Source organism: Streptomyces sp. NPDC056987 (assembly GCF_042673865.1).
GTDB lineage: Bacteria > Actinomycetota > Actinomycetes > Streptomycetales > Streptomycetaceae > Streptomyces.
The window spans coordinates 74,645-100,653 of record NZ_JBHURV010000008.1; the positions used below are offsets into that span (position 1 = coordinate 74,645).

Annotated in this window: 24 protein-coding genes; 15 read left to right on the forward strand and 9 right to left on the reverse strand. The window is 72.2% G+C overall.

Going from position 1 to position 26,009, the window contains the following annotated elements; translation table 11 throughout:
* Positions 1-98: 98 nt before the first annotated feature.
* The 3 genes from ACFTZC_RS11975 to truA all read left to right on the forward strand — a co-directional run bounded on the left by ACFTZC_RS11975 (position 99) and on the right by truA (position 2,775).
* Positions 99-1,121, forward strand: a complete 1,023-nt coding sequence (locus tag ACFTZC_RS11975) for a DNA-directed RNA polymerase subunit alpha (protein WP_003956430.1) — start codon at positions 99-101, stop codon at positions 1,119-1,121.
* Positions 1,122-1,255: 134 nt separating this feature from the next.
* Positions 1,256-1,765, forward strand: coding sequence for a 50S ribosomal protein L17 (rplQ, locus tag ACFTZC_RS11980; RefSeq protein WP_382888671.1), 510 nt, complete (start codon positions 1,256-1,258; stop codon positions 1,763-1,765).
* A 107-nt stretch (positions 1,766-1,872) separates the two neighbouring features.
* Positions 1,873-2,775, forward strand: a complete 903-nt coding sequence (gene truA, locus ACFTZC_RS11985) for a tRNA pseudouridine(38-40) synthase TruA (RefSeq protein WP_382888672.1) — start codon at positions 1,873-1,875, stop codon at positions 2,773-2,775.
* Between the two features lie 20 nt (positions 2,776-2,795).
* Here truA and ACFTZC_RS11990 read toward each other — a convergent pair whose 3' ends face one another.
* Both ACFTZC_RS11990 and ACFTZC_RS11995 read right to left on the reverse strand, forming a co-directional pair.
* Positions 2,796-5,789 (reverse strand): glycosyltransferase, encoded by a 2,994-nt coding sequence (locus tag ACFTZC_RS11990; RefSeq protein ID WP_382888673.1) that lies wholly within the window; start codon positions 5,787-5,789, stop codon positions 2,796-2,798.
* A gap of 65 nt (positions 5,790-5,854) precedes the next feature.
* Positions 5,855-6,826: a hypothetical protein gene (locus ACFTZC_RS11995; protein WP_382888675.1), complete on the reverse strand. Its 972-nt coding sequence runs from the start codon at positions 6,824-6,826 to the stop codon at positions 5,855-5,857.
* 194 nt (positions 6,827-7,020) lie between these two features.
* Between ACFTZC_RS11995 and ACFTZC_RS12000 the strand changes: the two genes are divergently transcribed.
* From ACFTZC_RS12000 to glmM, 4 genes are all read left to right on the forward strand, one after another.
* Complete coding sequence (locus ACFTZC_RS12000) at positions 7,021-8,667, forward strand: ABC-F family ATP-binding cassette domain-containing protein (protein ID WP_382888676.1); 1,647 nt, start codon at positions 7,021-7,023, stop codon at positions 8,665-8,667.
* A 311-nt stretch (positions 8,668-8,978) separates the two neighbouring features.
* Positions 8,979-9,422, forward strand: coding sequence for a 50S ribosomal protein L13 (gene rplM / locus ACFTZC_RS12005; protein WP_365636707.1), 444 nt, complete (start codon positions 8,979-8,981; stop codon positions 9,420-9,422).
* Positions 9,423-9,464: 42 nt separating this feature from the next.
* Positions 9,465-9,992 carry a 30S ribosomal protein S9 gene (gene rpsI, locus ACFTZC_RS12010; RefSeq protein ID WP_382888677.1) on the forward strand — a complete coding sequence of 176 codons (528 nt, stop codon included), beginning with the start codon at positions 9,465-9,467 and terminating at the stop codon, positions 9,990-9,992.
* Between the two features lie 268 nt (positions 9,993-10,260).
* Positions 10,261-11,619 (forward strand): phosphoglucosamine mutase, encoded by a 1,359-nt coding sequence (glmM, locus tag ACFTZC_RS12015; protein ID WP_382888678.1) that lies wholly within the window; start codon positions 10,261-10,263, stop codon positions 11,617-11,619.
* A 177-nt stretch (positions 11,620-11,796) separates the two neighbouring features.
* Here the strand turns inward: glmM and ACFTZC_RS12020 are convergent, their stop codons facing one another.
* On the reverse strand, positions 11,797-12,717 hold the full coding sequence (locus ACFTZC_RS12020) for an NAD(P)-dependent oxidoreductase (protein ID WP_382888679.1): 921 nt from the start codon (positions 12,715-12,717) through the stop codon (positions 11,797-11,799).
* A gap of 84 nt (positions 12,718-12,801) precedes the next feature.
* Here ACFTZC_RS12020 and ACFTZC_RS12025 point away from each other — a divergent pair, with 84 nt between their 5' ends.
* Positions 12,802-13,242 carry a winged helix-turn-helix transcriptional regulator gene (locus ACFTZC_RS12025; RefSeq protein WP_382888680.1) on the forward strand — a complete coding sequence of 147 codons (441 nt, stop codon included), beginning with the start codon at positions 12,802-12,804 and terminating at the stop codon, positions 13,240-13,242.
* Here the strand turns inward: ACFTZC_RS12025 and ACFTZC_RS12030 are convergent.
* The 5 genes from ACFTZC_RS12030 to coaA form a co-directional block, all read right to left on the reverse strand.
* Positions 13,223-14,014 (reverse strand): ABC transporter permease, encoded by a 792-nt coding sequence (locus ACFTZC_RS12030; protein ID WP_382888681.1) that lies wholly within the window; start codon positions 14,012-14,014, stop codon positions 13,223-13,225. The two genes, ACFTZC_RS12025 and ACFTZC_RS12030, sit on opposite strands and share 20 nt — an antisense overlap.
* Positions 14,011-15,009 (reverse strand): ATP-binding cassette domain-containing protein, encoded by a 999-nt coding sequence (locus ACFTZC_RS12035; RefSeq protein WP_382888682.1) that lies wholly within the window; start codon positions 15,007-15,009, stop codon positions 14,011-14,013. The genes ACFTZC_RS12030 and ACFTZC_RS12035 overlap by 4 nt, the downstream gene beginning before the upstream one ends.
* 76 nt (positions 15,010-15,085) lie before the next feature.
* Positions 15,086-15,928, reverse strand: a complete 843-nt coding sequence (locus tag ACFTZC_RS12040; protein WP_382888683.1) for a DUF4097 domain-containing protein — start codon at positions 15,926-15,928, stop codon at positions 15,086-15,088.
* Between the two features lie 102 nt (positions 15,929-16,030).
* Complete coding sequence (locus ACFTZC_RS12045) at positions 16,031-16,555, reverse strand: hypothetical protein (RefSeq protein ID WP_382888684.1); 525 nt, start codon at positions 16,553-16,555, stop codon at positions 16,031-16,033.
* Between the two features lie 253 nt (positions 16,556-16,808).
* On the reverse strand, positions 16,809-17,813 hold the full coding sequence (gene coaA / locus ACFTZC_RS12050) for a type I pantothenate kinase (protein WP_382888817.1): 1,005 nt from the start codon (positions 17,811-17,813) through the stop codon (positions 16,809-16,811).
* A gap of 191 nt (positions 17,814-18,004) precedes the next feature.
* Between coaA and glmS the strand changes: the two genes are divergently transcribed.
* The 7 genes from glmS to ACFTZC_RS12085 all read left to right on the forward strand — a co-directional run bounded on the left by glmS (position 18,005) and on the right by ACFTZC_RS12085 (position 25,405).
* A complete protein-coding gene (gene glmS / locus ACFTZC_RS12055) occupies positions 18,005-19,852 on the forward strand; it encodes a glutamine--fructose-6-phosphate transaminase (isomerizing) (protein WP_382888685.1) in 1,848 nt (615 codons plus the stop codon).
* 36 nt (positions 19,853-19,888) lie between these two features.
* On the forward strand, positions 19,889-20,257 hold the full coding sequence (locus tag ACFTZC_RS12060) for a holo-ACP synthase (RefSeq protein ID WP_382888686.1): 369 nt from the start codon (positions 19,889-19,891) through the stop codon (positions 20,255-20,257).
* 64 nt (positions 20,258-20,321) lie between these two features.
* The gene (locus tag ACFTZC_RS12065; protein ID WP_382888687.1) at positions 20,322-21,803 is read left to right on the forward strand and encodes an NAD(P)H-hydrate dehydratase; all 1,482 of its coding nucleotides are present in this window, start codon (positions 20,322-20,324) and stop codon (positions 21,801-21,803) included.
* Positions 21,804-21,921: 118 nt separating this feature from the next.
* Positions 21,922-23,148, forward strand: coding sequence for an alanine racemase (alr, locus tag ACFTZC_RS12070; RefSeq protein WP_382888818.1), 1,227 nt, complete (start codon positions 21,922-21,924; stop codon positions 23,146-23,148).
* The gene (locus ACFTZC_RS12075; RefSeq protein WP_382888688.1) at positions 23,145-24,362 is read left to right on the forward strand and encodes an alpha/beta fold hydrolase; all 1,218 of its coding nucleotides are present in this window, start codon (positions 23,145-23,147) and stop codon (positions 24,360-24,362) included. The genes alr and ACFTZC_RS12075 overlap by 4 nt, the downstream gene beginning before the upstream one ends.
* Positions 24,334-24,945: a tRNA (adenosine(37)-N6)-threonylcarbamoyltransferase complex ATPase subunit type 1 TsaE gene (tsaE, locus tag ACFTZC_RS12080; RefSeq protein ID WP_382888689.1), complete on the forward strand. Its 612-nt coding sequence runs from the start codon at positions 24,334-24,336 to the stop codon at positions 24,943-24,945. The genes ACFTZC_RS12075 and tsaE overlap by 29 nt, the downstream gene beginning before the upstream one ends.
* A gap of 205 nt (positions 24,946-25,150) precedes the next feature.
* Positions 25,151-25,405 carry a hypothetical protein gene (locus ACFTZC_RS12085; protein WP_382888690.1) on the forward strand — a complete coding sequence of 85 codons (255 nt, stop codon included), beginning with the start codon at positions 25,151-25,153 and terminating at the stop codon, positions 25,403-25,405.
* Positions 25,406-25,429: 24 nt separating this feature from the next.
* Here the strand turns inward: ACFTZC_RS12085 and ACFTZC_RS12090 are convergent, their stop codons facing one another.
* Complete coding sequence (locus ACFTZC_RS12090) at positions 25,430-25,993, reverse strand: hypothetical protein (protein ID WP_382888691.1); 564 nt, start codon at positions 25,991-25,993, stop codon at positions 25,430-25,432.
* Between the last annotated feature and the right edge of the window lie 16 nt (positions 25,994-26,009).

Genomic DNA, 26,009 nt, shown 5'->3' on the forward strand with positions numbered 1-26,009 from the left:
GAACTGGGCGGTACGGCGCTTTCGCGTCGTGCCGCCCGTACCCTTGTCAGTATTGATGGACGTCAAATAGCGGGCGTCCCCAACTGAAGGATCGCACCATGCTGATTGCTCAGCGCCCCTCGTTGACCGAAGAGGTCGTCGACGAATACCGCTCCCGGTTCGTGATCGAGCCGCTGGAGCCGGGCTTCGGCTACACCCTCGGCAACTCGCTCCGCCGTACGCTCCTCTCCTCGATCCCCGGTGCCGCCGTCACCAGCATCCGGATCGACGGGGTCCTGCACGAGTTCACCACCGTGCCGGGCGTCAAGGAGGACGTCACCGACCTCATCCTCAACATCAAGCAGCTCGTCGTCTCCTCGGAGCACGACGAGCCGGTCGTGATGTACCTGCGCAAGCAGGGTCCCGGCCTGGTCACGGCCGCCGACATCGCCCCGCCGGCCGGTGTCGAGGTGCACAACCCGGACCTCGTCCTCGCCACGCTGAACGGCAAGGGCAAGCTGGAGATGGAGCTGACCGTCGAGCGCGGTCGCGGCTACGTCTCCGCCGTCCAGAACAAGCAGGTCGGCCAGGAGATCGGCCGTATCCCGGTCGACTCGATCTACTCGCCGGTGCTCAAGGTCACGTACAAGGTCGAGGCGACCCGTGTCGAGCAGCGCACCGACTTCGACAAGCTGATCGTCGACGTCGAGACCAAGCAGGCCATGCGGCCGCGCGACGCCATGGCGTCCGCCGGTAAGACGCTGGTCGAGCTGTTCGGCCTGGCGCGCGAGCTGAACATCGACGCCGAGGGCATCGACATGGGCCCGTCGCCGACGGACGCCGCGCTCGCCGCCGATCTCGCCCTGCCGATCGAGGAGCTGGAGCTCACCGTCCGGTCGTACAACTGCCTCAAGCGTGAGGGCATCCACTCCGTGGGTGAGCTCGTGGCGCGCTCCGAGGCGGACCTGCTCGACATCCGCAACTTCGGCGCCAAGTCGATCGACGAGGTCAAGGCGAAGCTGGCCGGCATGGGCCTCGCGCTCAAGGACAGCCCGCCCGGATTCGACCCGACCGCCGCCGCGGACGCCTTCGGCGCCGACGACGACGCGGACGCGGGTTTCGTGGAGACCGAGCAGTACTGATTACCGAGCAGTACTGCTCAGCCGAGCGGTGCTGATCACCGAGCAGTGCTGATTTTCGCTTCCGCGGGGCGACCGCCTCGCGGGAACTGACACCGGTACCTGATACGGCCGGTGCAGACACAAGGAGAAACACCATGCCGCAGCCCACCAAGGGTGCCCGTCTGGGCGGCAGCGCCGCGCACGAGAAGCTGCTCCTCGCGAACCTCGCGAAGTCGCTCTTCGAGCACGGCCGCATCACCACGACCGAGGCCAAGGCCCGCCGCCTGCGTCCGGTCGCGGAGCGCTTCATCACCAAGGCGAAGAAGGGCGACATCCACAACCGTCGCCTGGTGCTGCAGTCGATCACGGACAAGAGCGTCGTCCACACGCTCTTCACCGAGATCGCGCCGCGGTACGAGAACCGCCCCGGTGGTTACACCCGCATCACCAAGATCGGCAACCGTCGTGGCGACAACGCCCCGATGGCGGTCATCGAGCTGGTCGAGGCGCTGACCGTGGCCCAGGAGGCCACCGGTGAGGCCGAGGCCGCGACGAAGCGCGCGGTCAAGGAAGACGCCCTCAAGAAGGACGAGGCTCCGGCCGAGACCGTCGAGGACGCCAAGCCCGCCGCCGCCGAGGCCGACGCAGAGGCCAAGGACGCCTGAGTCCCGCTGTCGGCTGTACGGACGGGTCCGCTCCCCCAGGGGGGCGGGCCCGTTCCGTTTGGAGCGGACCGGTGGTATCGGGTGGAGAGGATCGGACAGAGGTGCAGGTGAGCGAGAACCCCCGGAGCGTGGCGGACCCCGAGAACCCCGAGGGCCCGGCGGCCGGTCACGTACGGGTACGGCTGGACCTGTCGTACGACGGCAAGGACTTCTCCGGCTGGGCCAGGCAGCGCACCCGGCGCACCGTCCAGGGCGAGATCGAGGACGCGCTCCGTACGGTGACGCGCTCCTCGCGGACATACGACCTGACCGTGGCCGGGCGCACCGACGCGGGCGTGCACGCGCGCGGGCAGGTCGCCCATGTGGATCTGCCGCTGGACGTCTGGGAGGAGCACGAGGAGCGGCTGCTGCGGCGGCTCGCGGGGCGGCTCCCGCACGACGTACGGGTCTGGCGGGTCGCGGAGGCGCCGGCCGGCTTCAACGCCCGCTTCTCGGCGGTCTGGCGGCGGTACGCGTACCGCGTCACCGACCACCCCGGGGGCGTCGACCCGCTGCTGCGCGGCCATGTGCTGTGGCACGACTGGCCGCTGGACGTGGCGGCGATGAACGCGGCGTCGGCCGGGCTGCTCGGCGAGCACGACTTCGCCGCGTACTGCAAGCGGCGCGAGGGCGCGACGACGATCCGTACGCTCCAGCGGCTGGAGTGGGTGCGGGACGCGAGCGGGGTCGTCACCGCGACGGTGCGGGCCGACGCCTTCTGCCACAACATGGTGCGCTCGCTGGTCGGCGCGCTGCTCTTCGTGGGCGACGGTCACCGGCCGGTGGAGTGGCCGGCGAAGGTCCTGGCGGCGGGCGTACGGGACTCGGCGGTGCATGTCGTACGGCCGCACGGGCTGACGCTGGAGGAGGTCGGCTACCCGGCCGACGAGCTGCTGGCCGCCCGCAACCGCGCGGCCCGCAACAAGCGGACGCTGGGCGGGGCCGCGGGCGGCGGGTGCGCGGGCTGTTAGGGCCCGATGCGCACGGAGACCTAGGACCGGTGCGTCGCGCCGCGTAGCCGGTGGGTCACCCGGTGCAGCAGTATGCGGGTCCTGGGGGTGGCCGGCCGGGGGGTGGTCACGCGGAAGGACAGCTCCTGGCCGGGTGTGGTCCGGTACGGGGTGATCCCGTCGGCCGTCGGCAGGTCCGCCGTGAGGTCCGTCGGGAGGCCCTCGGGCAGGTCGGAGGGCCGGTGGGCGGCGAGCCGGGCCGTCTTCGTCCAGCCGAGCGCGGTGAGGCGTACGGAGGCGTCCCAGACGCCGTCGCGCAGGGCGGCCGCGGCGAGGGGCGCCGTGCCCGTGATGCTCAGCCCGCGGCCCCCGGTGTAGGCGACGGTGGACTCGGTGGGCAGCCGGTGTTCCTTGCCGGTCTCGCGGTCGCGCAGGACGAGGACGGCCGACGCCCGCTCCGGGTGCGCGCTCCTGGTGAGCGGTTCGCGGGCGAACCGGTCGCGCAGGGGCCGGGCGAGCCCCGCCGGGGCCAGCGACCGCCGCGCCTCCGCGTCCGGCAGCGTGACGTCCAACGGGCCCTCGGCCGCGCGCAGGTGCGCCGTGAAGGTGATCCGGAGCACCCCGTCGTCCTGGCGGGTCACCCGGTCCAGGCGGGCACGGCAGCCGATCGAGGTCTCCCAGTGCGCCAGCGTCACCAGCTCGGCGAGGAGGCCGTCGGCGATCAGACCGGCCGCGACCCGGCGCTCGACCGGCAGCCCCGCGACGGCGGTGGGGGAGACGCCGTCCCTGACGACCTCCCGGATCGCGTCGAACAGCGCGCCGCGGGCGGAGTCGTCGAGGGCCGGCAGCGCGGTCCCGGTCAGCGGGCCCAGCAGCTCCAGGCGCAGCCAGCGCCGGTGCAGCCGGTCGCGGGCCGCGCCCGGCCCGGTGCGGGCGTCGGCCCTGGCCATGACCGCGCGCAGCGCCGGGTAGAACGCGCCGGGCGGTACGGCGGGGCCGTCCGGGGCCGGGCCGTAGCGGCAGCAGACATAGCTGCCGAGGACCGCGGTGCGGCCCGCGAGGAGGGTCGCCTCGGCGGTGAACGCCTGCTCGGCCAGGGTCTCCCGGCCGCCGGTGCCCGCCTCCGGAGCCGCCGTCCCGAAGCGCAGCCCGTGCGCGGCCAGGAACGCCCGGTCGAAGAGCTTGTCCGCGCCGAGGCTGTCGGCCAGCGGGTCCTTGGCGAGGGTGGCCCGGGGCCGGTCCCGGGCGAAGAGCGCGTGCGGGACGGGTCTGCCCCGGCCCGCGGGCTTTCCGGCGACGATGTCGGCGTCGTGCTCGACGCCGTACGCGTACATCCGCTCCAGCGCCTCGGTGCCCAGCTCGGTGCCGGGCTCCAGGAAGAGGACGTACGCGCCCCTCGCGCCGGCCAGCCCGGTGTCGCGCTCCTCGGCCCTGATCACCTCGAACTCGGCGTGCGGGAGGGTCTGGGCGGTCAGGGAGCCGAGGGTGGCGCGTACGGCGTCCTCGGCGGCGCCCGCCGTCCGTACGACGACGCTGACCTTGAGGCCGGCCGGGGGCGGGTCCGCACGCCGTACGGTCAGGGGCCGGCCCTCGGCGTCGAGGGCGGTCGCGTAGCGGTCGAACCCGGCGCCGCTGAGCCGTACCCGTACCTCCCACCCACCGTCGTCCAGCGGACGGCCGCCCGCGGCGCGCAGCGGGTCCACGGCGAAGGTGCCGTGGACGACGGGGCGGACCAGGACCGTACCGTCCTCCCCGGGCGTCTCCCGTGGCTCCTCCAGGGTGAGTGAGGTCTCGCGCTCCACCGGCCACACGTGGGCGCTCTCCGTGTGCCGCAGCAGCACGTCCGCCTTGAACGTCCCCAGCGCGTCGGTCACGTCGACGGGTTCCGCCAGGACCTCGTCGGTCAGGGACGGGGCGAGGAAGTACCGCTCGCCGCGCCGGGCCAGCAACAGCCCCGGGCCGCCCGGGTGTTCCTCGAAGCGGGCGGTGAAGGAGGCCTTGAGGCGGCCGCGGTTCCAGCGGGTGGGCCCGGCGGCGCAGTGGGCCCGCAGCGTGCTCTGGCGCCGGGTGAACTCCGCCAGTTCCGCAGGTCTGTTGGCGCGCAGCAGTGTCGAGCGGACGCGGTGCAGGACCGGCAGCCCGTCGTGCACGCCGTCGGTCATGAACTCCTCGGCCAGCTCCCGTACGGCGTCGAACGGGTCGTCCCGGAACGGCGGGTCGTTCGGCAGGCCCTCGGGTTCCACCCCGAGCCGGTGCAGCATCTCGACCCGGTAGAAGCGGCGCAGCAGCCGGTCGCGGGCGGGGCCCGGCTCCGTACCCGCGACGACGGTGGCGAGGATCTGGCGCAGGTTGCGGTAGAAGCCGCGCGGGTCCATGGCCGCGGTACCGGCGTTCTCGGCGTCGTCGCGGGCCCAGTACGTGTAGCAGACGTAGTCGCCGAGGACGGAGACGACGGACGCCTTGAGGTAGGCGCGGGCCATGAAGAGCTGGTCCTCCAGGATCCAGGGCCCTTCGGGGTGCGCGATGCCGTGTTCGCGCAGGAACGCGGTGCGGAACATCTTGTGCGGGGTGAGGCTGTCGATGAGCGGCGCGTCCCACACGGTGCAGGACTCGCGCGTACGGCTCATCAGGGCGTACGGGACGCCCCTGGCGCGGAAGTTGCTCGCGACCTTGCCGATGAGGATGTCGGAGCCGTTGCGCTCGGCCATCGCGTACAGCCGCTCCAGCGCCTCGGGTGCCAGCCGGTCGTCGTGGTCGGCGAACTGCACGTACGCGCCGTTCGCCCGCGCCACGCCGATGTTGCGGGGGCGGCCGGGCCAGCCCGAGTTGGGAAGGGAGACGGTGTGGAAGTGGGGGTGTTCGGCCGCGAGGGCGGCGAGCCGCGCCGGGGTCCCGTCGGTCGAGCCGTCGTCGACGAAGAGGACCTCGAACGCGTCGCGCGGCATGGTCTGCCGGAGCAGCGAGTCGACGAGCGGCTCGATGTGGGGTCCCGAGTTGTACGTCGGTACCACCACTGTGATCTTGACGGCCGTCACCGGCCCACCCCCGTGGTCATCCTGTGCAGTTTTCGTGAAACATACCCAGGTGAACGCGGGAGTGGCTACTGAGTTACGGGCTCCGTGGCCGCCGCCGAGGCCTGGGCCTGGCCCCGGCCGAGGATCTGACGGAAGGTGAACTCGGCGACGTCGTCACCGATCGCGTAGACGTCCTCGTCGGTCTTGGCGACGTTCTTGCCGCTGGTGAAGCCGCCGACGGTGAAGTAGACGTACCTGCCGTACGAGTTGGTGGTCTTGCGGCAGATCGAGGGCGCCCGGCAGAAGGTGTCGACCCCGGAGCCGGAGAGCGAGGCGATGCCGCCCTGCGCCTGGTCCTTGGCCTTCAGCGCCTGGGCCTCCCGCTCGAAGACGGCGACGCCGACCGTGACGGCGACGCCGTCCTTGTGGTACGTGGCGCGGATGACCTGGTCGCAGCTGTTCGACGCGAGTACGGAGCCCAGCGCGCCCTGCGTCGCGGCGGCGCAGTTGGTGGTGACGGTCGTGGCGGCCTTGAGGTAGACGCGGTCGCCCATGGTCAGCTTCTTGCCGGGGAACAGGGTGTCCTCGCTGAGCGGGGCCTTGTCCTTGTCGGCGCTGGATATGAAGTCCTTCGGGTCCGCGGGCGGCAGTGGCGCGGCCGACGGGAAGGACGGGACGGGATCGGCGTTCTGGTTCGGCACGTCGTTGCCGGGGGTCGGGAGCTGACCCGAGGCGTTCTCCGTGCCACTGGCGCCGTTGCCGCTGCCGCCGTTCATCGAGACGACGGCCGTCGCGACGATCGCGGCGACGGCGCCGGTGGCGAGCACCCCGCCGCCGACCAGCAGCCAGCGCTTGCGCCGGCCGCGGGCGGCGGACGCGTCGGCCAGCGCCGCCCAGTCGGGTGTCTGTGTGCCGTAGGAGTCGCGCTCCGGAGGCTCGTACGGGTCCTGGTATCCGTACCCGCCCCGCGACTGCTGTGATCCGTACGGATCCTGGTCCGGTGAACCGGGGCCGCCCCACGAAGGGCCCTGCCCCCCCTGCCCATGCCCAAAGCTCATGCCGCGCAGTTTAAGCCCCGCGGAGCGGCACGCGCGCGTGCGTACTGCCCCAGGGGCAGGGCCGGGAAACGGAACCGGTGCCCGGACCTGCGGCGGAAATGATTCGGGCTCGGGCCTCAATTGGTTCGGGCTCGCGGGCAAAAAGTCTGGGCTCGGGGCAAAACGTTTGGGCTCCGGGCCCACCTGCGTCGACAATGCGGGGCATGGGACATCTAGAGGCCGCGCACCTGGAGTACTACCTCCCCGACGGGCGGGTGCTGCTCGCCGACGCGTCGTTCCGCGTCGCGGAAGGCGGCGTCGTCGCCCTCGTGGGGGCCAACGGCGCGGGGAAGACCACCCTGTTGCGGATGATCGCGGGAGAGTTGCAGCCGCACGGCGGCACGGTGACCGTGAGCGGCGGCCTCGGGGTCATGTCGCAGTTCGTGGGGTCGGTGCGGGACGACGGCACGGGGCGCGACGAGCGTACGGTGCGCGACCTGCTGGTCTCGGTCGCGCAGCCCCGGATCAGGGAGGCCGCCGAGGCCGTCGACCGGGCCGAGCACGCGATCATGACCGTCGACGACGAGGCCGCGCAGATGGCGTACGCGCAGGCGCTGAGCGACTGGGCGGAGGCGCGCGGCTACGAGGCGGAGACGCTCTGGGACATGTGCACGACGGCGGCGCTCGGCATCCCGTACGACAAGGCCCAGTTCCGGGCGCTGCGCACGCTCAGCGGCGGCGAGCAGAAGCGGCTGGTGCTGGAGGCGCTGCTGCGCGGCCCCGACGAGGTGCTCCTGCTCGACGAGCCGGACAACTATCTGGACGTCCCGGGCAAGCGCTGGCTGGAGGAGAAGCTGAAGGAGACCCGCAAGACGGTCCTCTTCATCTCCCACGACCGCGAGCTGCTGGCCACGGCGGCCGAGAAGATCGTCAGCGTGGAGCCGGGCCCCGGCGGCTCCGACGTGTGGGTGCACGGCGCCGGGTTCGCCACGTACCACGAGGCGCGGCGGGAGCGCTTCGCGCGGTTCGAGGAGCTGAAGCGGCGCTGGGAGGAGAAGCACGCGCAGCTCAAGCGGCTGGTGATCAATCTGCGGCAGGCGGCCTCGGTCAGCCACGAGATGGCGTCCCGGTACGCGGCGGCGCAGACCCGGCTGCGGAAGTTCGAGGAGGCGGGGCCGCCGCCCGAGCCGCCGCGCGAGCAGGAGATCACGATGCGGCTGCGCGGCGGCCGTACCGGCGTACGGGCCGTGACCTGCACGGACCTGGAGCTGACCGGCCTGATGAAGCCGTTCTCGCTGGAGATCTTCTACGGCGAGCGGGTGGCCGTACTCGGCTCGAACGGCTCCGGGAAGTCGCACTTCCTGCGGCTGCTGGCCGGCGAGGACGTCCGGCACGGCGGGGCGTGGAAGCTCGGCGCGCGGGTCGTGCCGGGGCACTTCGCGCAGACGCACGCGCACCCGGAGCTGCTGGGGCGGGCACTCGTCGACATCCTGTGGACCGAGCACGCGAAGGACCGGGGCGGCGCGATGAGCGTGCTGCGCCGGTACGAGCTGGAGCGCCAGGGCGACCAGCCCTTCGACAAGCTCTCCGGCGGCCAGCAGGCGCGCTTCCAGATCCTGCTCCTGGAGCTGGCGGGCACGACGGCGCTGCTGCTGGACGAGCCGACGGACAACCTGGACCTGGAGTCGGCGGAGGCGCTCCAGGAGGGTCTTGAGGCGTACGAGGGGACGGTGCTGGCGGTGACGCACGACCGCTGGTTCGCTCGTTCGTTCGACCGGTATCTGGTCTTCGGCTCGGACGGGGTCGTACGGGAGACGCCGGAGCCGGTGTGGGACGAGCGCCGGGTGGTGCGGGCGCGGTAGGCGGGGCGCGGGCGGCCGGCGGGCGCGGGCGGCCGTCGGGTGGGGTTCGCGGGCCCGTGGGCCCCGTTTTGACCCGTACGGGGCGGCGGCGGTATTCTGCTGGTTCGTTATGCGTATTGGCTTGGTCGTTCTCACGCGAGGGGCCCTTACGCCGGTTCACCGGGCCGATGGACAGCGGCAGGTGCACGGGTTGCGTCCCCGTCGCATCGCCAGGGCTGTCGTGATCGTCCGGGTGGCCTTGTCAGGACCCGTCCCACAACCCCTCGCGGGCTGCGGGAACCTCATCACTGAAGAAGCGAAGGCATACGACCGTGCGTACGTACAGCCCCAAGCCCGGCGATGTGACGCGCCAGTGGCACATCATCGACGCGCAGGACATCGTCCTGGGCCGTCTGGCGACCACCGCCGCCAACCTTCTGCGCGGCAAGCACAAGCCGATCTACGCGCCGCACGTTGACACCGGTGACTTCGTCATCATCATCAACGCGGACAAGGTGCACCTGTCCGGCAACAAGAAGACCCAGAAGATGGCGTACCGCCACTCCGGCTACCCGGGTGGTCTGCGTTCCGTCCGCTACGACGAGCTGATGGCGAAGAACCCCGAGAAGGCCGTCGAGAAGGCCATCAAGGGCATGATCCCCAAGAACTCCCTGGGCCGTCAGATGATCTCGAAGCTGAAGGTCTACTCGGGCGACCAGCACCCGCACGCTGCCCAGCAGCCGGTGCCGTTCGAGATCACCCAGGTCGCGCAGTAGTTCCGGCCACCCCCTAAGACGAAAAGAAATCTGAGGAGCATCGTGGCCGAGACCACTGCAGAGACCCCCGTCGAAGGCGCCGAGGTCGAAGAGACCTTCGACGCCGTGACGACCTTCGAGTCGGAGGTGCCCCTGGAGGGCGAGTACACCTCCGAGTCGCTCGCGGGCCGCTTCGGCGACCCGCAGCCGGCGGCAGGCCTGGGCCGTCGCAAGAACGCCATCGCCCGCGTCCGGATCGTCCCGGGCACCGGCAAGTGGAAGATCAACGGTCGCACCCTTGAGGACTACTTCCCCAACAAGGTGCACCAGCAGGCTGTCAACGAGCCCTTCAAGGTGCTTGAGCTCGACAACCGCTACGACGTCATCGCCCGTATCTCGGGTGGCGGCGTCTCCGGCCAGGCCGGCGCGCTGCGCCTCGGCGTGGCCCGTTCGCTGAACGAGGCGGACGTGGACAACAACCGCGCCACGCTGAAGAAGGCCGGCTTCCTGAGCCGCGACGACCGTGCGGTCGAGCGCAAGAAGGCCGGTCTCAAGAAGGCCCGCAAGGCGCCGCAGTACAGCAAGCGCTAAATCGCGCTCGGCCTGTTCAGGCTGTTCACAGCCTTTCGGCCTACCGAACGCCCCGGCGGCACTCCGTGCCGCCGGGGCGTTCGTTTATCGCGAGCCTCGGGCGTATAACAGCATGCAGGGTGCATGAGCGTGCATCCGGTGCTCAATGGCTTTACGCGTGTGCGCAGAGTTTCGCGTTTTCGGATCATTTTCGGATCGCTTGCGTTTTCGGAGCGCTTTCGTTCGGGGCGGCACTGGCGCCGCTCCGGCGTTTCTCGGAGGGAGAGCTGTGGGACGACTCTTCGGTACGGACGGCGTGCGCGGTGTCGCCAACGCCGATCTGACGGCTGAGCTGGCGCTCGGCCTGTCGGTCGCGGCGGCGCACGTGCTCGGTGAGGTGGGGACCTTCGAGGGACACCGGCCCACGGCCGTGGTCGGCCGGGATCCCCGGGCCTCGGGCGAGTTCCTGGAGGCCGCCGTGGTGGCGGGTCTCGCGAGCGCGGGCGTGGACGTCCTGCGCGTCGGTGTGCTGCCCACCCCCGCGGTGGCGTATCTCACCGGTGTGCTGGGCGCCGACCTCGGCGTGATGCTCTCCGCGAGTCACAACGCCATGCCCGACAACGGCATCAAGTTCTTCGCGCGGGGCGGGCACAAGCTCGCGGACGAGCTGGAGGACCGTATCGAGACGGTGTACGAGCAGCACAGCACCGGCGAGCCGTGGGCGCGGCCGACCGGTGACGGCGTCGGTCGGGTCCGTACGTACGACGAAGGTTTCGATCAGTACGTTGCACACCTGATCGCCGTGCTGCCCAACCGGCTCGACGGCCTCAAGGTCGTCCTGGACGAGGCGCACGGCGCCGCGGCCCGCGTCTCGCCCGAGGCGTTCGCCCGCGCGGGTGCCGAGGTCATCACGATCGGCGCGGAGCCGGACGGCCTCAACATCAACGACGGCTGCGGCTCCACCCACCTCGGCCTGCTGAAGGCGGCGGTCGTCGAGCACGGCGCGGACTTCGGCATCGCCCACGACGGCGACGCGGACCGCTGCCTCGCCGTGGACGGCACGGGCCAGGAGGTCGACGGCGACCAGATCCTCGCCGTGCTGGCCCTCGCGATGCGCGAGGCGGGCACCCTGCGGGGCGACGCGGTGGTCGGTACGGTCATGTCGAACCTCGGCTTCAAGATGGCCATGGAGCGCGAGGGGATCCGCCTCGTCGAGACGGCGGTCGGCGACCGCTATGTCCTGGAATCCATGAAGGAGCACGGCTACGCCCTCGGCGGCGAGCAGTCGGGCCACGTCATCGTCCTCGACCACGCCACGACCGGCGACGGCACCCTGACCGGCCTGATGCTGGCGGCCCGCGTCGCCGCGACCGGCCGTACGCTCGCCGACCTGGCCGGCGTCATGCGCCGGTTGCCGCAGGTGCTGATCAACGTCCCCGACGTCGACAAGTCCCGGGTGACGACCTCGGCGGAACTGGCCTCGGCGGTGACCGAGGCGGAACGCGACCTGGGCACCACGGGCCGCGTCCTGCTCCGCCCCTCGGGCACGGAACCGCTGGTAAGGGTCATGGTCGAGGCGGCCGACATCGAACAGGCCCGCACGGTCGCGGGCCGCCTCGCGGACGCGGTGAAGGCGGCGCTGGGGTAACTGGGCGCTTGGCGGTGTCGGGCGGGCCCCCACCCACCCGACACCGGGGCCTGTGGACCTCTTCGGCGCCGGCGCTCACCGTCCACGGCTCACTCTCCGTCGCGGGGCGCGGTCCGGCTCGTGATGATTCTGCGGGCCGGGCTGCTCGGGCCGGGCTGTCCGGCCCAGTGCCTTGGGTCAGCGTGGTTGTCGGATGCCGTCGATGATGCGGGTCCAGTTGTCGCCGCCGTGCCCGTCCTCGATCGCGCGCCGATAGTGGGCCTGCACGGCCAGGGGGAGCGCGGGGTCGAGGCCGAGGGATGCGCTGGTCTCGACGATGTGGTCGGACGTGGCGCCCATCATGGTGACCGTGCTGAGGGCGCCGGGGTGCTCTCCGGCGTCCAGCGCCGCGCCCGGGGTTTCCTCACCGGCGCGCAGGATCGCGCCGGTCGAGTCGGCGGAGGCGAGCAGCTCCGGCAGGGCGTCCCTGGCGTTCATTCCCGCGGTGCCCAGCATCGCGGTGGCGTGCATCAGGGCGGACAGGGTGGTGAGGAACACCGTGAGCTGGGCCTGGTACATCATCTGGGCCAGGCCCGGGTCCTCGCCCAGATGGTTCGGTGTGCCGAGCGGTGCCAGCGCCGCGCGGTGGTGCTCCAGCACTTCCTCGGGGCCGCTGTAGTAGACGTGGGCCGCCTCCGTACCGACCATCGGTGCCGGGACCATGACACCACCGGTGAGGAAGGCGGCGCCGTGGCCCGCCGCCCAGGTCGCTGCCTCGCGGGTGCGGTCGGGGGTGTCCGAGCTGAGGTTGACCAGTGTCCGGCCGGCGAGTGATGCGGTGGCGGTGCCGAGGATGTCGTACATCGCCCGGTAGTCGGTGAGGCTGAGGATCACGAGGCCGCTCGCTTCGACCGCCTCGCCGGGTGTCGCCGCGCGCCTTGCCCCGTCGGCGACGACGCCGTCCGCCCGGCCGGAGGTGCGGTTCCAGACGGTGACCGGGTGGCCCGCGGCGAGGAGGGTACGGGTCATCGCCCGGCCCATCGGGCCGAGACCGATCACGGTGACCGGGCTGCTGTTCTGCCGGGTGACGCGGTTCTGGTGTTCGTGTTGTTCGTTCACCTCTCCATGCTCGGAGGGCGCCCCCTATTCTCGGTAGTACCCACTATTTACTGCGGTACTTACCTACGAGTAAGGGGATCAGCGATGGCCAGGGCGCCGAGGAACGGGCCGTACATCTGCGGCATCGACGCCGGGCTCGATGTGGTGAGCGGCAAGTGGAAGGGGCTGATCCTGTGGGAGCTGGACGCCCATGGGGTACGTCGCTTCGCCGAACTCCGGCGCGGTATGCCGGGCGTGAGCGAGAAGATGCTGACCCAGCATCTGCGCGAGATGGAGGAGGACGGCCTCGTCCACCGGAAGGTCTACGCCCAGGTGCCGCCCCGGGTGGAGTACTCCCTGACCGAGCACGGGCGCACCCTCAACCAGGCGCTCGGGCCGCTCGGGGCCTGGGGAGTCGAGCGGATACGTCGTGAGGGCGCCGAGGTGGTGGACGTCGCAGGGGCCGCGCACGGGGAGCGGCCCGCCCCACCGGAGTGGGACGAGCCGCCGGCCGATCCTGCGCCCGCTACTTCGGGGCGCGGCTGAAGAGCGACGTGGACCAGAAGTAGCCGAGTACGGAGAGGGCCAGGCACCAGGCCACCGCGAGCCACCCGTTGTGGCCGATCTCGGTGCCGAGCAGCAGCCCGCGCAGCGTCTCGATGGCGGGGGTGAACGGCTGGTACTCGGCGATCGGCCGGAACCAGCCCGGCATCGCGTCGACGGGGACGAACGCGCTGGAGAGGAGCGGCAGGACCATCAGCGGCATGGCGTTGTTGCTGGCCGCCTCGACGTTCGGGCTGGACAGCCCCATCCCGACCGCGATCCAGGTCAGCGCCAGGGAGACGAGCGCCAGCAGACCGATCGCCAGGATCCACTCCAGGGCGGTGGCGTCCGTGGTCCGGAACCCGATGGCCACGGCGACGGCCCCAACGACGACCACGCTCATCACACACTGCAGCACACTGCCGACGACATGCCCGATGAGCACGGAACCGCGGTGGATCGCCATCGTACGGAAGCGGGCGATGATGCCCTCGGTCATGTCCATCGAGACGGACACCGCGCTGCCGATCGTGCTGCCGCCGATGGTCAGCATCAGGATGCCGGGGACGAGATACGCGAGGTACGCGGACCGGCCCGCCCCGCCGTTCCCGATGCCCGCGCTCATCACGTCGCCGAAGATGTAGACGAAGAGCAGGAGCAGCATGACCGGGGTGAGCAGCAGGTTCAGGGTGAGGGAGGGGTAGCGCCGGGCGTGCAGGAGGTTGCGGCGCAGCATCGTGTTCGAGTCGCGTACGGCGAGGGAGAGGGTGCTCATCGGACTGCCTCCTTGGGCTGGGCGGGGACGGTGGAGCCGGTCAGGGCGAAGAACACGTCGTCGAGGTCGGGGGTGTGGACGGTGAGTTCGTCGGCCTCGATGCCGGCGGTGTCCAGCCGGTCGAGGACGGTGCGCAGGGCGTGCTGGCTGCCGTCGCTGGGGATCTGGAGGGACAGCGCCTCGTCGTCCCGGGTGATGTCGTGGAGCGCGGTGGCGGCGGTGCGGTAGGCGGCGGGGTCGGAGAAGCGGAGCCGTACGTGGCCGCCGGGGATGAGCCGTTTCAGCTCGTCGGCGGTGCCCTCGGCGGCGATCGTGCCGTTGTTCAGTACCGCGATGCGGTCGGCGAGTTCGTCGGCCTCCTCCAGGTACTGGGTGGTGAGGAAGACGGTGACGCCACCGGAGACCAGTTCCCGGATGATCTGCCACATGCCGTGGCGGCTGCGCGGGTCGAGGCCGGTGGTCGGCTCGTCGAGGAAGATGACGCGCGGGCCGCCGACGAGGGTCATGGCGATGTCGAGGCGGCGCTTCATGCCGCCGGAGTAGGTGGAGGCGGGCTTCTTCGCGGCCTCCACCAGGTCGAAGCGCTCCAGCAGTTCGGCGGTGGTACGGCGTCCCTCGCTGCGGGAGAGGTGGTGCAGGTCGGCCATGAGGAGCATGTTCTCCTCGCCGGTGATCAGGCCGTCGACGGCGGAGAACTGTCCGGTGACGCCGATCTCGGCGCGTACCCCGTCCGGTGCGGCGGTGATGTCGTGGCCCGCGACCTGGGCCCGGCCGCCGTCGGCGGTGATGAGCGTGGAAAGGATCTTCACCACGGTGGTCTTGCCGGCACCGTTGGGCCCGAGCAGCGCGAACACGGACCCGGCCGGGATGTGCAGATCGATGCCGTCGAGGACGGTCTTGTCCCCGTACGACTTACGCAGACCGACGGCGGAGACGGCGGCCGGCGACGGGCGGTCGCCGCTCTGGATGGACGTGGGCATGACAGATGAAGGCATGGAGCCCTCCTGTGTGAAGGGTGGGATGACGTGGGCTGCGCGAGTACGGGAGCGGGGGAGTGTGCGGGGCCGGTGCTCAGGCCCGGGCGCGGCGGATGTCGATGTTGCCGTGCCGGGTACGGGCGCGGACCTTGACGGTGTCCTCGGTCGGCTCCGGGATCTCGGACGAGGTGAGCGAGTTGCGCACCTGGCCGGAGCCCGAGCTGACATCGAGCCAGGCGGCGGTGGACTGGCGGATGCCGACCTCGATGGCGCCGAAGGAGGTCTCCAGCTGGATGGTGCCGCGGGCCACTTCGCCCACCCGCAGGGCGCCGTGGGCGGTGGTGGCGGTGACCGAGTCCTCGGCGCGCGCGATGTCGATGTCGCCGTTGGCGCCGCTCACCCGCAGTTCGCCGGTGGCGGCGCCGACGGTCGTGGTGCCGTGCGAGTTCTTCAGCACGGCGGAGCCGTCGACGAGGCCGACGCGCAGGCTGCCGGAGCTGGTGGTGATCTCGGCCGGGCCCTCGACCCGGTCCACGATGATCGAGCCGTGCGACGCCTTCAGGCGCAGCGGGCCGGTGGTGTCGAGGCGGACGTCGCCGGACGAGGTCTTCACGTGGACCTCGCCGAGCCGGCCCTCGCCGAGCACCTGGGCCCAGGCGCCGGTCACGTCGATGCGCGAGCCCGTGGGCAGTTCGACCGTCACGTCGACGGTGCCGGTGCGGCCGAGCAGATTGGGCTTGGGCGTCCTGACGGTCAGTACGCCGCCCGTGTACGTCACCTCGGTCTGCTCGGCGGTCCGCACGTCCTGGTCCTTCTTCTGGTCGCGGGGGCGCACCTCGACGACGGTGTCGACGCGGTCGCCCGCGGTGAACTGGATGGAGCCGGCCTCCACGTGCGCGGTGGTGGAGATCGCCAGGGGAGTGTCGAAAGAAGGCATGGCTGTCCCGTCCTCTTGGGTCTTCGGGGCGTCCCCGCTGGTGGGGACGTGATGTGGATGAAGTGATGCGTGCGACTGGGTGAGGGGTGAGGGGTGCGCCGGCTAGCGCACCCAGCCCGTGAAGCTCTGTCCGATGGTGCGGGTCTTCTCCGTCGTACGAGGCCGCGTGCCGCCGTCGACCGCGGCCGACACGGCCCGCACCAGCCACGCGTTGACCGACAGGCCCTCCCGGCCCGCGGCCTCCTCGGCGCGCGCCTTGAGGTGGGCCGGGAGACGCAGATTGACGCGGGCGGTGCCCCCTTCGTCGCCGTCGGCCGGAGCCGGGGCGGAGGGCCTGAGCGGTTCGACGGGCGCGGTGGCCGCTTCCGTGGTGCCACTGTCGGAGGGCGGTGGTGTCACCACGAAGTCGGGGTCGAGTCCGCGCAGCCGTACGTCGACCGAGCCGGGGGCCAGCTCGCGGGTGATCTCGTCCATCGCGGCGGAGAGCACGTTGAGCATGGTCAGCCGGGTTGCCGACTCCAGAGGAGCGGTGAGCCGCTCGGCCAGCTCGCGGGCGTCTTCGCCGCCGGCCTCGGCGGCCACCGCGAGTTCGCGGCGGAGGGTGTCGACATACGGGGTGAGATCCATGACGTCATCATGGCATCACTATGGCGCCACGCGCAAGCCTGAGTGGCGCCTTTCGTGGGCGATTATGGCGCCACCCGGCTCCACCTGCGGAAACGCATGACGGGTGGGGTGGATCGCAGTGGTGGAGTGCTTACTCGTGCCCTGCGGGAGGCATGGAATGGCTTTGGATGGCACCAAGTGGCGCAACATGGTGCCACGTGATGCCACCCGGGTGTCATGCCGTGCGACCCGGGTGGTGCGGGAAGCCGTCCGGTCAGAGCTTGCGCAGGGAGAGCCGCTGGACCTTGTGGTCCTGGTCCTTGCGCAGGACCAGGGTGGCGCGGCCCCGGGTGGGTGCCACGTTCTCCAGCAGGTTGGGCTTGTTGATGGTCCGCCACGTCGTACGGGCGTACTCCAGGGCCTCCTCCTCGGAGACCTGGGTGTACTTCCTGAAGTACGACGACGGGTCCTGGAACGCCGTCTCGCGGAGCTTGCGGAACCGGTTCAGGTACCAGCTCTCGATGTCCTCGGGCCGCGCGTCGACGTACACGCTGAAGTCGAAGTAGTCGGCGAGCGCGACCCGCGTCCTGCCGTCCTTGCCGGGCAGCGCGGGCTGGAGGACGTTCAGCCCCTCCACGATGAGGATGTCGGGGCGCCGTACGGTGAGCAGTTCGCCCGGGACGATGTCGTAGATGAGGTGCGAGTAGACGGGCGCGGTGACCTCGTCCTTGCCCGCCTTGATGTCCGCGACGAAGCGGGTGAGGGCCCGCCGGTCGAACGACTCCGGGAACCCCTTGCGCGACATCAGCCCGCGCGCCTGCAACTCCCTCATCGGGTACAGGAAGCCGTCGGTGGTGACGCGTTCGACCCGCGGGTGCTCCGGCCAGCGGGCCAGCATCGCCTGGAGGAGCCGCGCCACGGTCGACTTGCCCACGGCCACGCTCCCCGCGACCCCTATCACGAACGGGGTGCCGCGCTGCGCGCCGTGCCCGTTGCCCGCGTCCCCGAGGAAGGTGTTGAGGGCGCCGCGCAGCCCGGCGGTGGCCTGCACGTACAGGTTGAGCAGCCGGGAGAGCGGGAGGTAGACGTCCCGTACCTCGTCCAGGTCGATGACGTCCCCGAGCCCGCGCAGCCGTTCGACCTCCTCGGCGGTCAGCGGCAGCGGCGTCCTGTCGCGCAGCGCGCTCCACTCGGCCCGGCTGAGGTCGACGTAGGGGGTCGGCCCGTGGTCGGCCCGGCGGGCGGGGCTCCGTGGTGGCGGTGACGTCGGCGTGGTGATCACCCGGCCATTGTCCGGGGCGCGCGGAGACGCGCGGGAGTCCGCCGGGGGTGGGGTCGGTCACGTGGCGTGTACGCGAGGTCCCCGCGCACCGGTGCGCGGTCTGCGACGATGCCGCCCGGAAAGAGGGGGAACCAGACAGAACCGGACAGTGCGACGGAACAGCCGGGAACAGCGAGGAAGGGAACGGTATGTGCGGAATCGTGGGTTACGTGGGCGGACAGTCGGCGCTCGACGTGGTCATCGCGGGACTCAAGCGCCTGGAGTACCGGGGGTACGACTCCGCGGGGGTCGCCGTCCTCGCCGACAGCGGGCTCGCCGCCGCCAAGAAGGCGGGCAAGCTCGTCAACCTGGAGAAGGTGCTGGTGGAACGCCCGCTGCCGGGCGGCGTCACCGGCATCGGCCATACCCGCTGGGCCACACACGGCGGCCCCACCGACGCCAACGCCCACCCCCACCTCGACAACGCGGGCCGCGTCGCCGTCGTCCACAACGGGATCATCGAGAACTTCGCCGCGCTCCGCGCCGAGCTGGCCGGGCGCGGTCACGACCTCGGCTCCGACACCGACACCGAGGTCGTCTCGCACCTCCTCGCCGAGGCGTTCTCCTCCTGCGGGGACCTCGCCGAGTCGATGCGTCAGGTCTGCCGCCGGCTGGAGGGCGCTTTCACGCTCGTCGCCGTCCACGCCGACGCGCCCGATGTCGTCGTCGGCGCGCGCCGCAACTCGCCGCTGGTGGTGGGGGTAGGGGAGGGCGAGTCGTTCCTCGCCTCCGACGTGGCCGCGTTCATCGCCCATACGCGCTCGGCGATCGAGCTGGGCCAGGACCAGGTCGTGGAGGCGCGCCGCGACGGCGTGACCGTGACCGACTTCGACGGCGCCCCGGCCGTGGTCCGCTCGTACCACGTGGACTGGGACGCCTCCGCCGCCGAGAAGGGCGGCTACGCCTCCTTCATGCTCAAGGAGATCGCCGAGCAGCCGAAGGCCGTCGCGGACACCCTCCTCGGCCGGATCGACGCCGAGGGCGCGCTCACCCTCGACGAGGTGCGCATCCCGGCGGCCGTGCTGCGCGAGGCGGACAAGGTCGTGATCGTGGCGTGCGGTACGGCCTTCCACGCCGGGCTGATCGCCAAGTACGCCATCGAGCACTGGACGCGGCTGCCCTGCGAGGTGGAGCTGGCCAGCGAGTTCCGCTACCGCGACCCGATCCTGGACCGGCGCACGCTCGTCGTCGCGATCTCCCAGTCCGGGGAGACGATGGACACGCTGATGGCGCTGCGGCACGCCCGCGAGCAGGGCGCGAAGGTGCTGGCCATCTGCAACACGAACGGCTCGACCATCCCCCGGGAGTCCGACGCGGTCCTCTACACGCACGCGGGCCCGGAGGTCGCCGTCGCCTCCACCAAGGCGTTCCTGACCCAGCTCGTGGCCTGCTACCTGGTCGCGCTCTACCTGGGCCAGCGGCGCGGCACGAAGTGGGGCGACGAGATCCGCGACGTCGTGCGCGACCTGGGGCGGATCGCGGGCGAGGTGGAGCGCGTCCTGGCCACGATGGAGCCCGTACGGGCCCTCGCGCGCACTCTGAAGGACAAGGGGACGGTGCTGTTCCTGGGCCGGCACGTGGGGTATCCGGTGGCCCTGGAGGGCGCCCTCAAGCTCAAGGAACTCGCGTACATGCACGCGGAGGGGTTCGCGGCCGGCGAGCTGAAGCACGGCCCGATCGCCCTGGTCGAACAGGATCTGCCGGTGGTGGTCGTCGTACCGTCGCCGCGCGGGCGCTCGGTGCTGCACGGCAAGATCGTCTCGAACATCCAGGAGATCCGGGCCCGGGGCGCGCGCACGATCGTGATCGCGGAGGAGGGGGACGAGGCGGTGGTGCCGTACGCGGACCATCTCATCCGGATCCCCGCGACGCCTACGCTGCTCCAGCCGCTGGTCGCCACGGTGCCGTTGCAGGTGTTCGCGTGCGAGCTGGCGACGGCCCGGGGCAACGAGGTGGACCAGCCGAGGAATCTGGCGAAATCGGTCACGGTGGAGTAGCCGCCGTGGTGGAGTGAAGCGGAGAGAGGGAGTTCAGTGATCATCGGGGTGGGGATCGACGTCGCGGAGATCGACCGGTTCGGGGAGTCGCTGCGGCGCACCCCGCAGCTGGCCGACCGGCTCTTCCTGGAGAGCGAGTTGCTGCTCCCCGGCGGCGAGCGGCGCGGTACGGCCTCCTTGGCGGCGCGGTTCGCCGCGAAGGAGGCCCTGGCCAAGGCGCTCGGCGCGCCCGGGGGGCTGCACTGGACGGACGCCGAGGTGTACGTCGAGGAGACCGGACGGCCACGGCTGCGCGTGACGGGCACGGTGGCCGCGCGCGCCGCCGAACTGGGTGTACGGAACTGGCACATCTCGCTCAGCCACGACGCGGGGGTGGCGTCGGCCGTGGTGATCGCGGAGGGTTGAGGCGAGAGGAACGGCCGGGAGCCGGAGAGCCGCTGAGGAGAGAGAGCAGGAGAGAGCAGGGCTGATGCGTACCGCCTACAGCGTGGAGACCGTGAGGAACGCCGAGCGCGAGCTGATGGCGCGGCTGCCGGAGGGCGCGCTGATGCAGCGCGCCGCCGCCGGTCTCGCCGCCGCCTGCGCCGGGCTGCTGAAGGACCTGCTCGGACGGGTGTACGGGGCACGGGTCGTCCTGCTCGTCGGCAGCGGCGACAACGGCGGCGACGCCCTGTACGCCGGCGCCCGGCTGGCCCGCAGGGGAGCGGGGGTCGCGGCGGTGCTCCTCGCCCCCGACCGGGCGCACACGGGCGGGCTGAAGGCGCTGCTCGGCGCGGGCGGCCGCGTCGCGGACGACCCCTATGAGGTGCTGGCCGCCGCCGACCTGGTGGTGGACGGCATCACCGGCATCGGCGGCCACGGCGGGCTGCGGCCCGACGCGGTGCCGGTGGTGAGGGCGGTCCATGACAAGCAACGAGCGGATGCCGTGATCGTCGTCGCCGTCGACCTGCCGAGCGGGGTCGAGGCGGACAGCGGCGAGGTCGAGTCGGCGGAGCGGGCGGTGCGCGCGGACGCGACGGTCACCTTCGGCGCGTACAAGCCGGGCCTGCTCATCGACCCGGCGCGTGAACACGCGGGCGCGCTGCGGCTGGTGGACATCGGCCTCGCCCCGCACCTGCCCTCCGTCCCGGACCTGGAGGCGTTGCAGCACGCGGACGTGGCGCGGCTGCTGCCCGCGCCGACCGCGGAGAGCGACAAGTACCGCCGCGGCGTCGTCGGCGTCGTCGCCGGTTCGGCGCGCTACCCGGGCGCGGCGGTCCTCGCCGTCTCCGGCGCGCTGCGCGGCGGCGCGGGCGCCGTACGGTACGTGGGCCCCGGCAGCGAGGCGGTCCTCGCCCGCTTCCCGGAGACGCTGGTGCACGAGGGCCCGCCCGCGGAGGCCGGCCGCGTCCAGGCGTGGGTGGTGGGCCCCGGGCTCGGCGAGGGCTCGTGGGCCCGCTCGGCGGTGGCGGAGGTCCTGGCCTCGGACGTCCCGGTCCTGGTCGACGCGGACGGCCTGCGCCATGTCACCCCGGAGGCGGTACGCCCCCGTACGGCCGGCACGCTGCTCACCCCGCACGCGGGCGAGGCGGCGGCGCTGCTCTCCGTCCCCCGCGCCGAGGTCGAGGCGGGCCGGCTCGCGGCCGTCCGGGAACTGGCCGCCCGGTACGGCGTGACGGCCCTGCTGAAGGGCTCGACGACCCTGGTCGCCGCCCCGGACCCGTCGGCCCCGGTCCGCGTCAACCCCACGGGCACCCCCTGGCTGGCCACCGCGGGCAGTGGCGACGTCCTCTCCGGCCTCGCGGGCTCCCTCCTCGCCACCGGCCTCCCCGCCCGCGACGCCGCCTCGGCCGCCGCCTACCTCCACGGCCTGGCGGCCCGCCTGGCCTCGCACGGCGCACCGGTGGCGGCGGACGACGTGGCGGCGGCCGTGGGGGAGGCGTGGCGCAACGTGGTGGGGGACGGGGGCTGACGGGGGGCTCGGTCCGAGCCGGTGAGACGGAACGCCGGGTGCCCGCGCGGGCGTCCGCCGTACCGTGATCACACGGGCCGGCCGGGGAACTGAGAGACTGGGCCCGATGACCGGAATCATGCAGACCTCGGCCACCCCGCGGGCGCGGGCCGAAGTCGATCTCGCCGCCCTGCGGGGCAATGTGCGCGCGTTGCGTTCCCGGGTCGGGGACGACGTCGCGGTGATGGCTGTCGTGAAGTCCGACGCGTACGGACACGGCATGCTGCCCGTCGCCCGCGCCGCCCGCGCCGCCGGGGCCGCCTGGCTGGGGGCGGCCACGCCGCAGGAGGCGCTCGCGCTGCGGGCCGCCGGGATCGGCGGGCGGGTGCTGTGCTGGCTCTGGACGCCCGGGGATCCCTGGCGGGAGGGGATCGAGGCCGATCTCGACATGTCCGTCAGCGGGCTGTGGGCGCTGCGCGAGGTGACCGCCGCCGCGCGCGCGGCGGGGCGGCCCGCGCGGATCCAGCTCAAGGCCGACACCGGGCTCGGCCGCAACGGCTGTCAGCCCGCCGACTGGCCGGAACTCGTCGGTGCCGCGCTCGCCGCACAGGCCGCCGGGGAGGTGCGGGTCACCGGGCTCTGGTCGCACTTCGCCTGCGCCGACGAGCCGGGACACCCGTCGATCGCCGCCCAGTTGGAGGTCTTCGACGAGGTGGTGACGTACGCAGAGAAGGCGGGCGTCGAGCCCGAGGTACGGCACATCGCCAACTCACCGGCCACGCTCACCCTCCCCGAGTCGCACTTCGACCTCGTACGGACGGGCATCGCCATGTACGGCATCTCGCCCAGCCCGGAGCTGGGCACCCCCGAGGAGTTCGGCCTGCGCCCCGTGATGACGCTCTCCGCCTCCGTGGCGCTGGTCAAGCAGGTGCCGCCGGGGCACGGGGTCAGTTACGGCCACCACTACGTCACCCCGGGCGAGACCACCCTCGGCCTGATCCCGCTCGGTTACGCGGACGGCATCCCCCGGCACGCCTCCGGGCGCGGCCCCGTGCTGGTCGGCGGGGTGCGGCGGCGGGTGGCCGGGCGGATCGCGATGGACCAGTTCGTCGTCGACCTCGGCGGCGACACGCCGGAGCCGGGCGCGACCGCCGTCCTCTTCGGCCCCGGCGACCGGGGCGAGCCGACCGCCGAGGACTGGGCGCAGGCCGCGGGGACCATCGCGTACGAGATCGTCACGCGCATCGGATCCCGCGTGCCCCGCGTCTATGTGAATGAGCCGGCAGGAGTGAATGAGCCGACGGGACCGACGGGACCGACGGGACCGACGGGACCGACGGCGCCTACGACGGGGGACGCACCGTGACGGAGAGCGGCAACTGGCGCAAGGCGGGTTTCGCCGGCGCCGCCATAGGCGTGATCGCCGCCGGGGCCGCCGCCGGTGTGGCGATCGAGAGGATGACCGTCGGACGCGGCATACGCAGGAAGGCCCGGCTCGCGCTGGACGCGTCGGGACCGTACGGGACCCTGCGCGGCACCCCGGGCCGTGCCCTCGCGGACGACGGCACGGAGCTGTACTACGAGGTCGACGACATCACCCCGGAGGCGGTGGCGGAGGCCGGGGCGAAGGGCACCGGCGCGTCGGTCGCCCCGCGCCGGCGGCGGCTCTTCGGCCGGAAGGCGCCCGCGCCCGTCACCGTCGTCTTCAGCCACGGCTTCTGCCTCAACCAGGACGCCTGGCACTACCAGCGAGCCGCGCTGCGCGGCCTCGTCCGTACCGTCCACTGGGACCAGCGCAGCCACGGCCGCTCCGCCCGGGGCACGGCGCAGCGCGGCCCCGACGCCGTACCGGTCACGATGGACCAGCTCGGCCGCGACCTGAAGGCCGTCATCGAGGCCGCCGCGCCCGACGGCCCCGTGGTGCTGGTCGGCCACTCCATGGGCGGCATGACGATGATGGCGCTGGCCGACCAGTACCCCGAGCTGATACGGGACCGGGTCGTCGGTGTCGCGTTCGTCGGCACGTCGAGCGGGAAGCTCGCCGAGGTCACCTACGGGCTGCCGACCCTGGGCGTCAACGCCGTACGCAGCGTGCTCCCCGGCGTGCTGCGGGCGCTCGGCTCGCAGGCGGAGCTGGTCGAGCGCGGGCGGCGGGCCACGGCGGAGATCTCCGCCGGGCTGATCAAGCGGTACTCCTTCAGCTCGAAGGACGTGGACCCGGGCGTCGCGCGGTTCGCGGAACGGCTCATCGAGTCCACCCCGATCGATGTCGTCGCCGAGTTCTACCCGGCCTTCACCGAGCACGACAAGGCGACCGCGCTGCCCGCCTTCCTGGAGATCCCGGCGCTCGTACTGGCCGGGGAGAAGGACCTGGTGACCCCCAGCACGCACAGCGAGGCCATCGGCGATCTGCTGCCGGACGCGGAGCTGGTGCTCGTCCCGGACGCCGGGCACCTGGTGATGCTGGAGCACCCGGAGGCCGTCACGGACCGGCTGGCCGACCTGCTGATACGGATCGGGGCGGTGCCCGCACCGTCTAACGTTGGTACGCATGGAAGCACCGCACAGCCCGGCGTCTGACGCCGCCCGTACCGACGCCTCCCGTACCGACGTCACCCGTACGGCCGTGACCCGCACGGTCGTCACCGTCGACTCGCCCGAACGGATGACAGAGCTGGGCCTGCGCCTCGCCGCGCTGCTCCGCCCCGGCGACCTGGTGATGCTCACCGGTGAGCTGGGCGCCGGCAAGACGACCCTGACGCGCGGCCTCGGCGCGGGCCTGGGGGTCCGGGGCGCCGTCACCTCCCCGACGTTCGTGATCGCCCGCGTCCACCCCTCGCTGACCGGCGGACCCGCGCTGGTCCACGTCGACGCGTACCGGCTCGGCGGCGGTCTCGACGAGATGGAGGATCTCGACCTCGACGTCTCGCTGCCGGACTCCGTGGTGGTCGTGGAGTGGGGCGACGGCAAGGTCGAGGAGCTGTCGGACGACCGGCTGCATGTCGTCATCCACCGGGTCGTGGGCGGCACCGCCGCCGCGCCGGAGGGCGGGACGGACCCCGCGGCGACGGACCGGGACGACCGCCGCACCGTCACCCTGACCGGCCTCGGCGCCCGGTGGGCGGACACGGATCTGGCCCCGCTGGCCGCGCCGGCCTCGTAGCGCCCGCAGCCCCGGCGTACCGCCGCCCCGCACCCCGCCCACCGACCGGGCACCGGTCAGGTCGGCGATTCGGTCAGTCGTTCCGTACGTTCCGACAAGACGTCGGCAAAATGTTGCGCGTGCCCTGCCGTGCGTGGTCACATGGTAGGGAGACTTGGTTAGGTCTACCTAACCATGCCTGCCCCCGGAGCCCCAGGAGGCACCCATGCCGGCGCCCGAGCGTGACATCCGTCCGCGGCCCTCTTCGTATCCGGCGCGGTCGCCGTCGCCGTCGTCCGTCCCCATGCACGACCTGCTCGCGTCCTGTGCCGCGGCGGCGGCCGTCTCGACGCCCCCGCGCGCGCCCGGGCCCGACGCGGAGCAGGACACGGCGCTGGAACTGCGGAGAGAGAGCGGCGACCAGGGCGGACAACAGGCCGGACAGCAGTGCGGCGCCGCGCACGAGCGCGACGCCGCATAAGGCGAACGGACCGGAAGCCGGGAACTACGGGATTACTTCCACCTTCGAGCCGACCGTCGCGAAGGTCCACATCGCGTTCCCGTCCGCCACCCGCATCCTGACCCCGCCCGTCTTCAGCGTCGGGTCGGGGCTGGTGAGCGTGCCGTCCACCGCCGCGCTGAAGCCGATCGCCACGTTGTCGACGGTCGTGAAGCGCACCACGTGCTCGATCCGTACGCCGTCCGAGCCGGTCACGGAGCCGGAGCGCGAGGTCACGGTGTACGAGCCGGGCGTCGGGTTGACCGTGCTCGGCATGACTGTGAACGTCCGCGTCGAGCGGCCCTTCTCGTCCACCAGCCACACCCGCCGGTCGGCCAGCGCGTAGACGACCCGCATCCCCGAGCCCGAGTCGGCCGGCAGGGCCGTCGGGTCCTTCGGCTTCTGCGCGGGGGCGCCGCCGGAGGCGGCGGGCAAGGAGCTGGGGGCCGCTTTTGTGGGCTTCCCGAGAGTGTCGGGGACGTTCGCCGATGCCTGGAAGGCGAGGAAACCGACCACGGCGACAGCCGCTGCGGTGAGCCCGGCCACGATTCCCGAGCTGCTCCTGGACACCTTGATCCACCTCTCG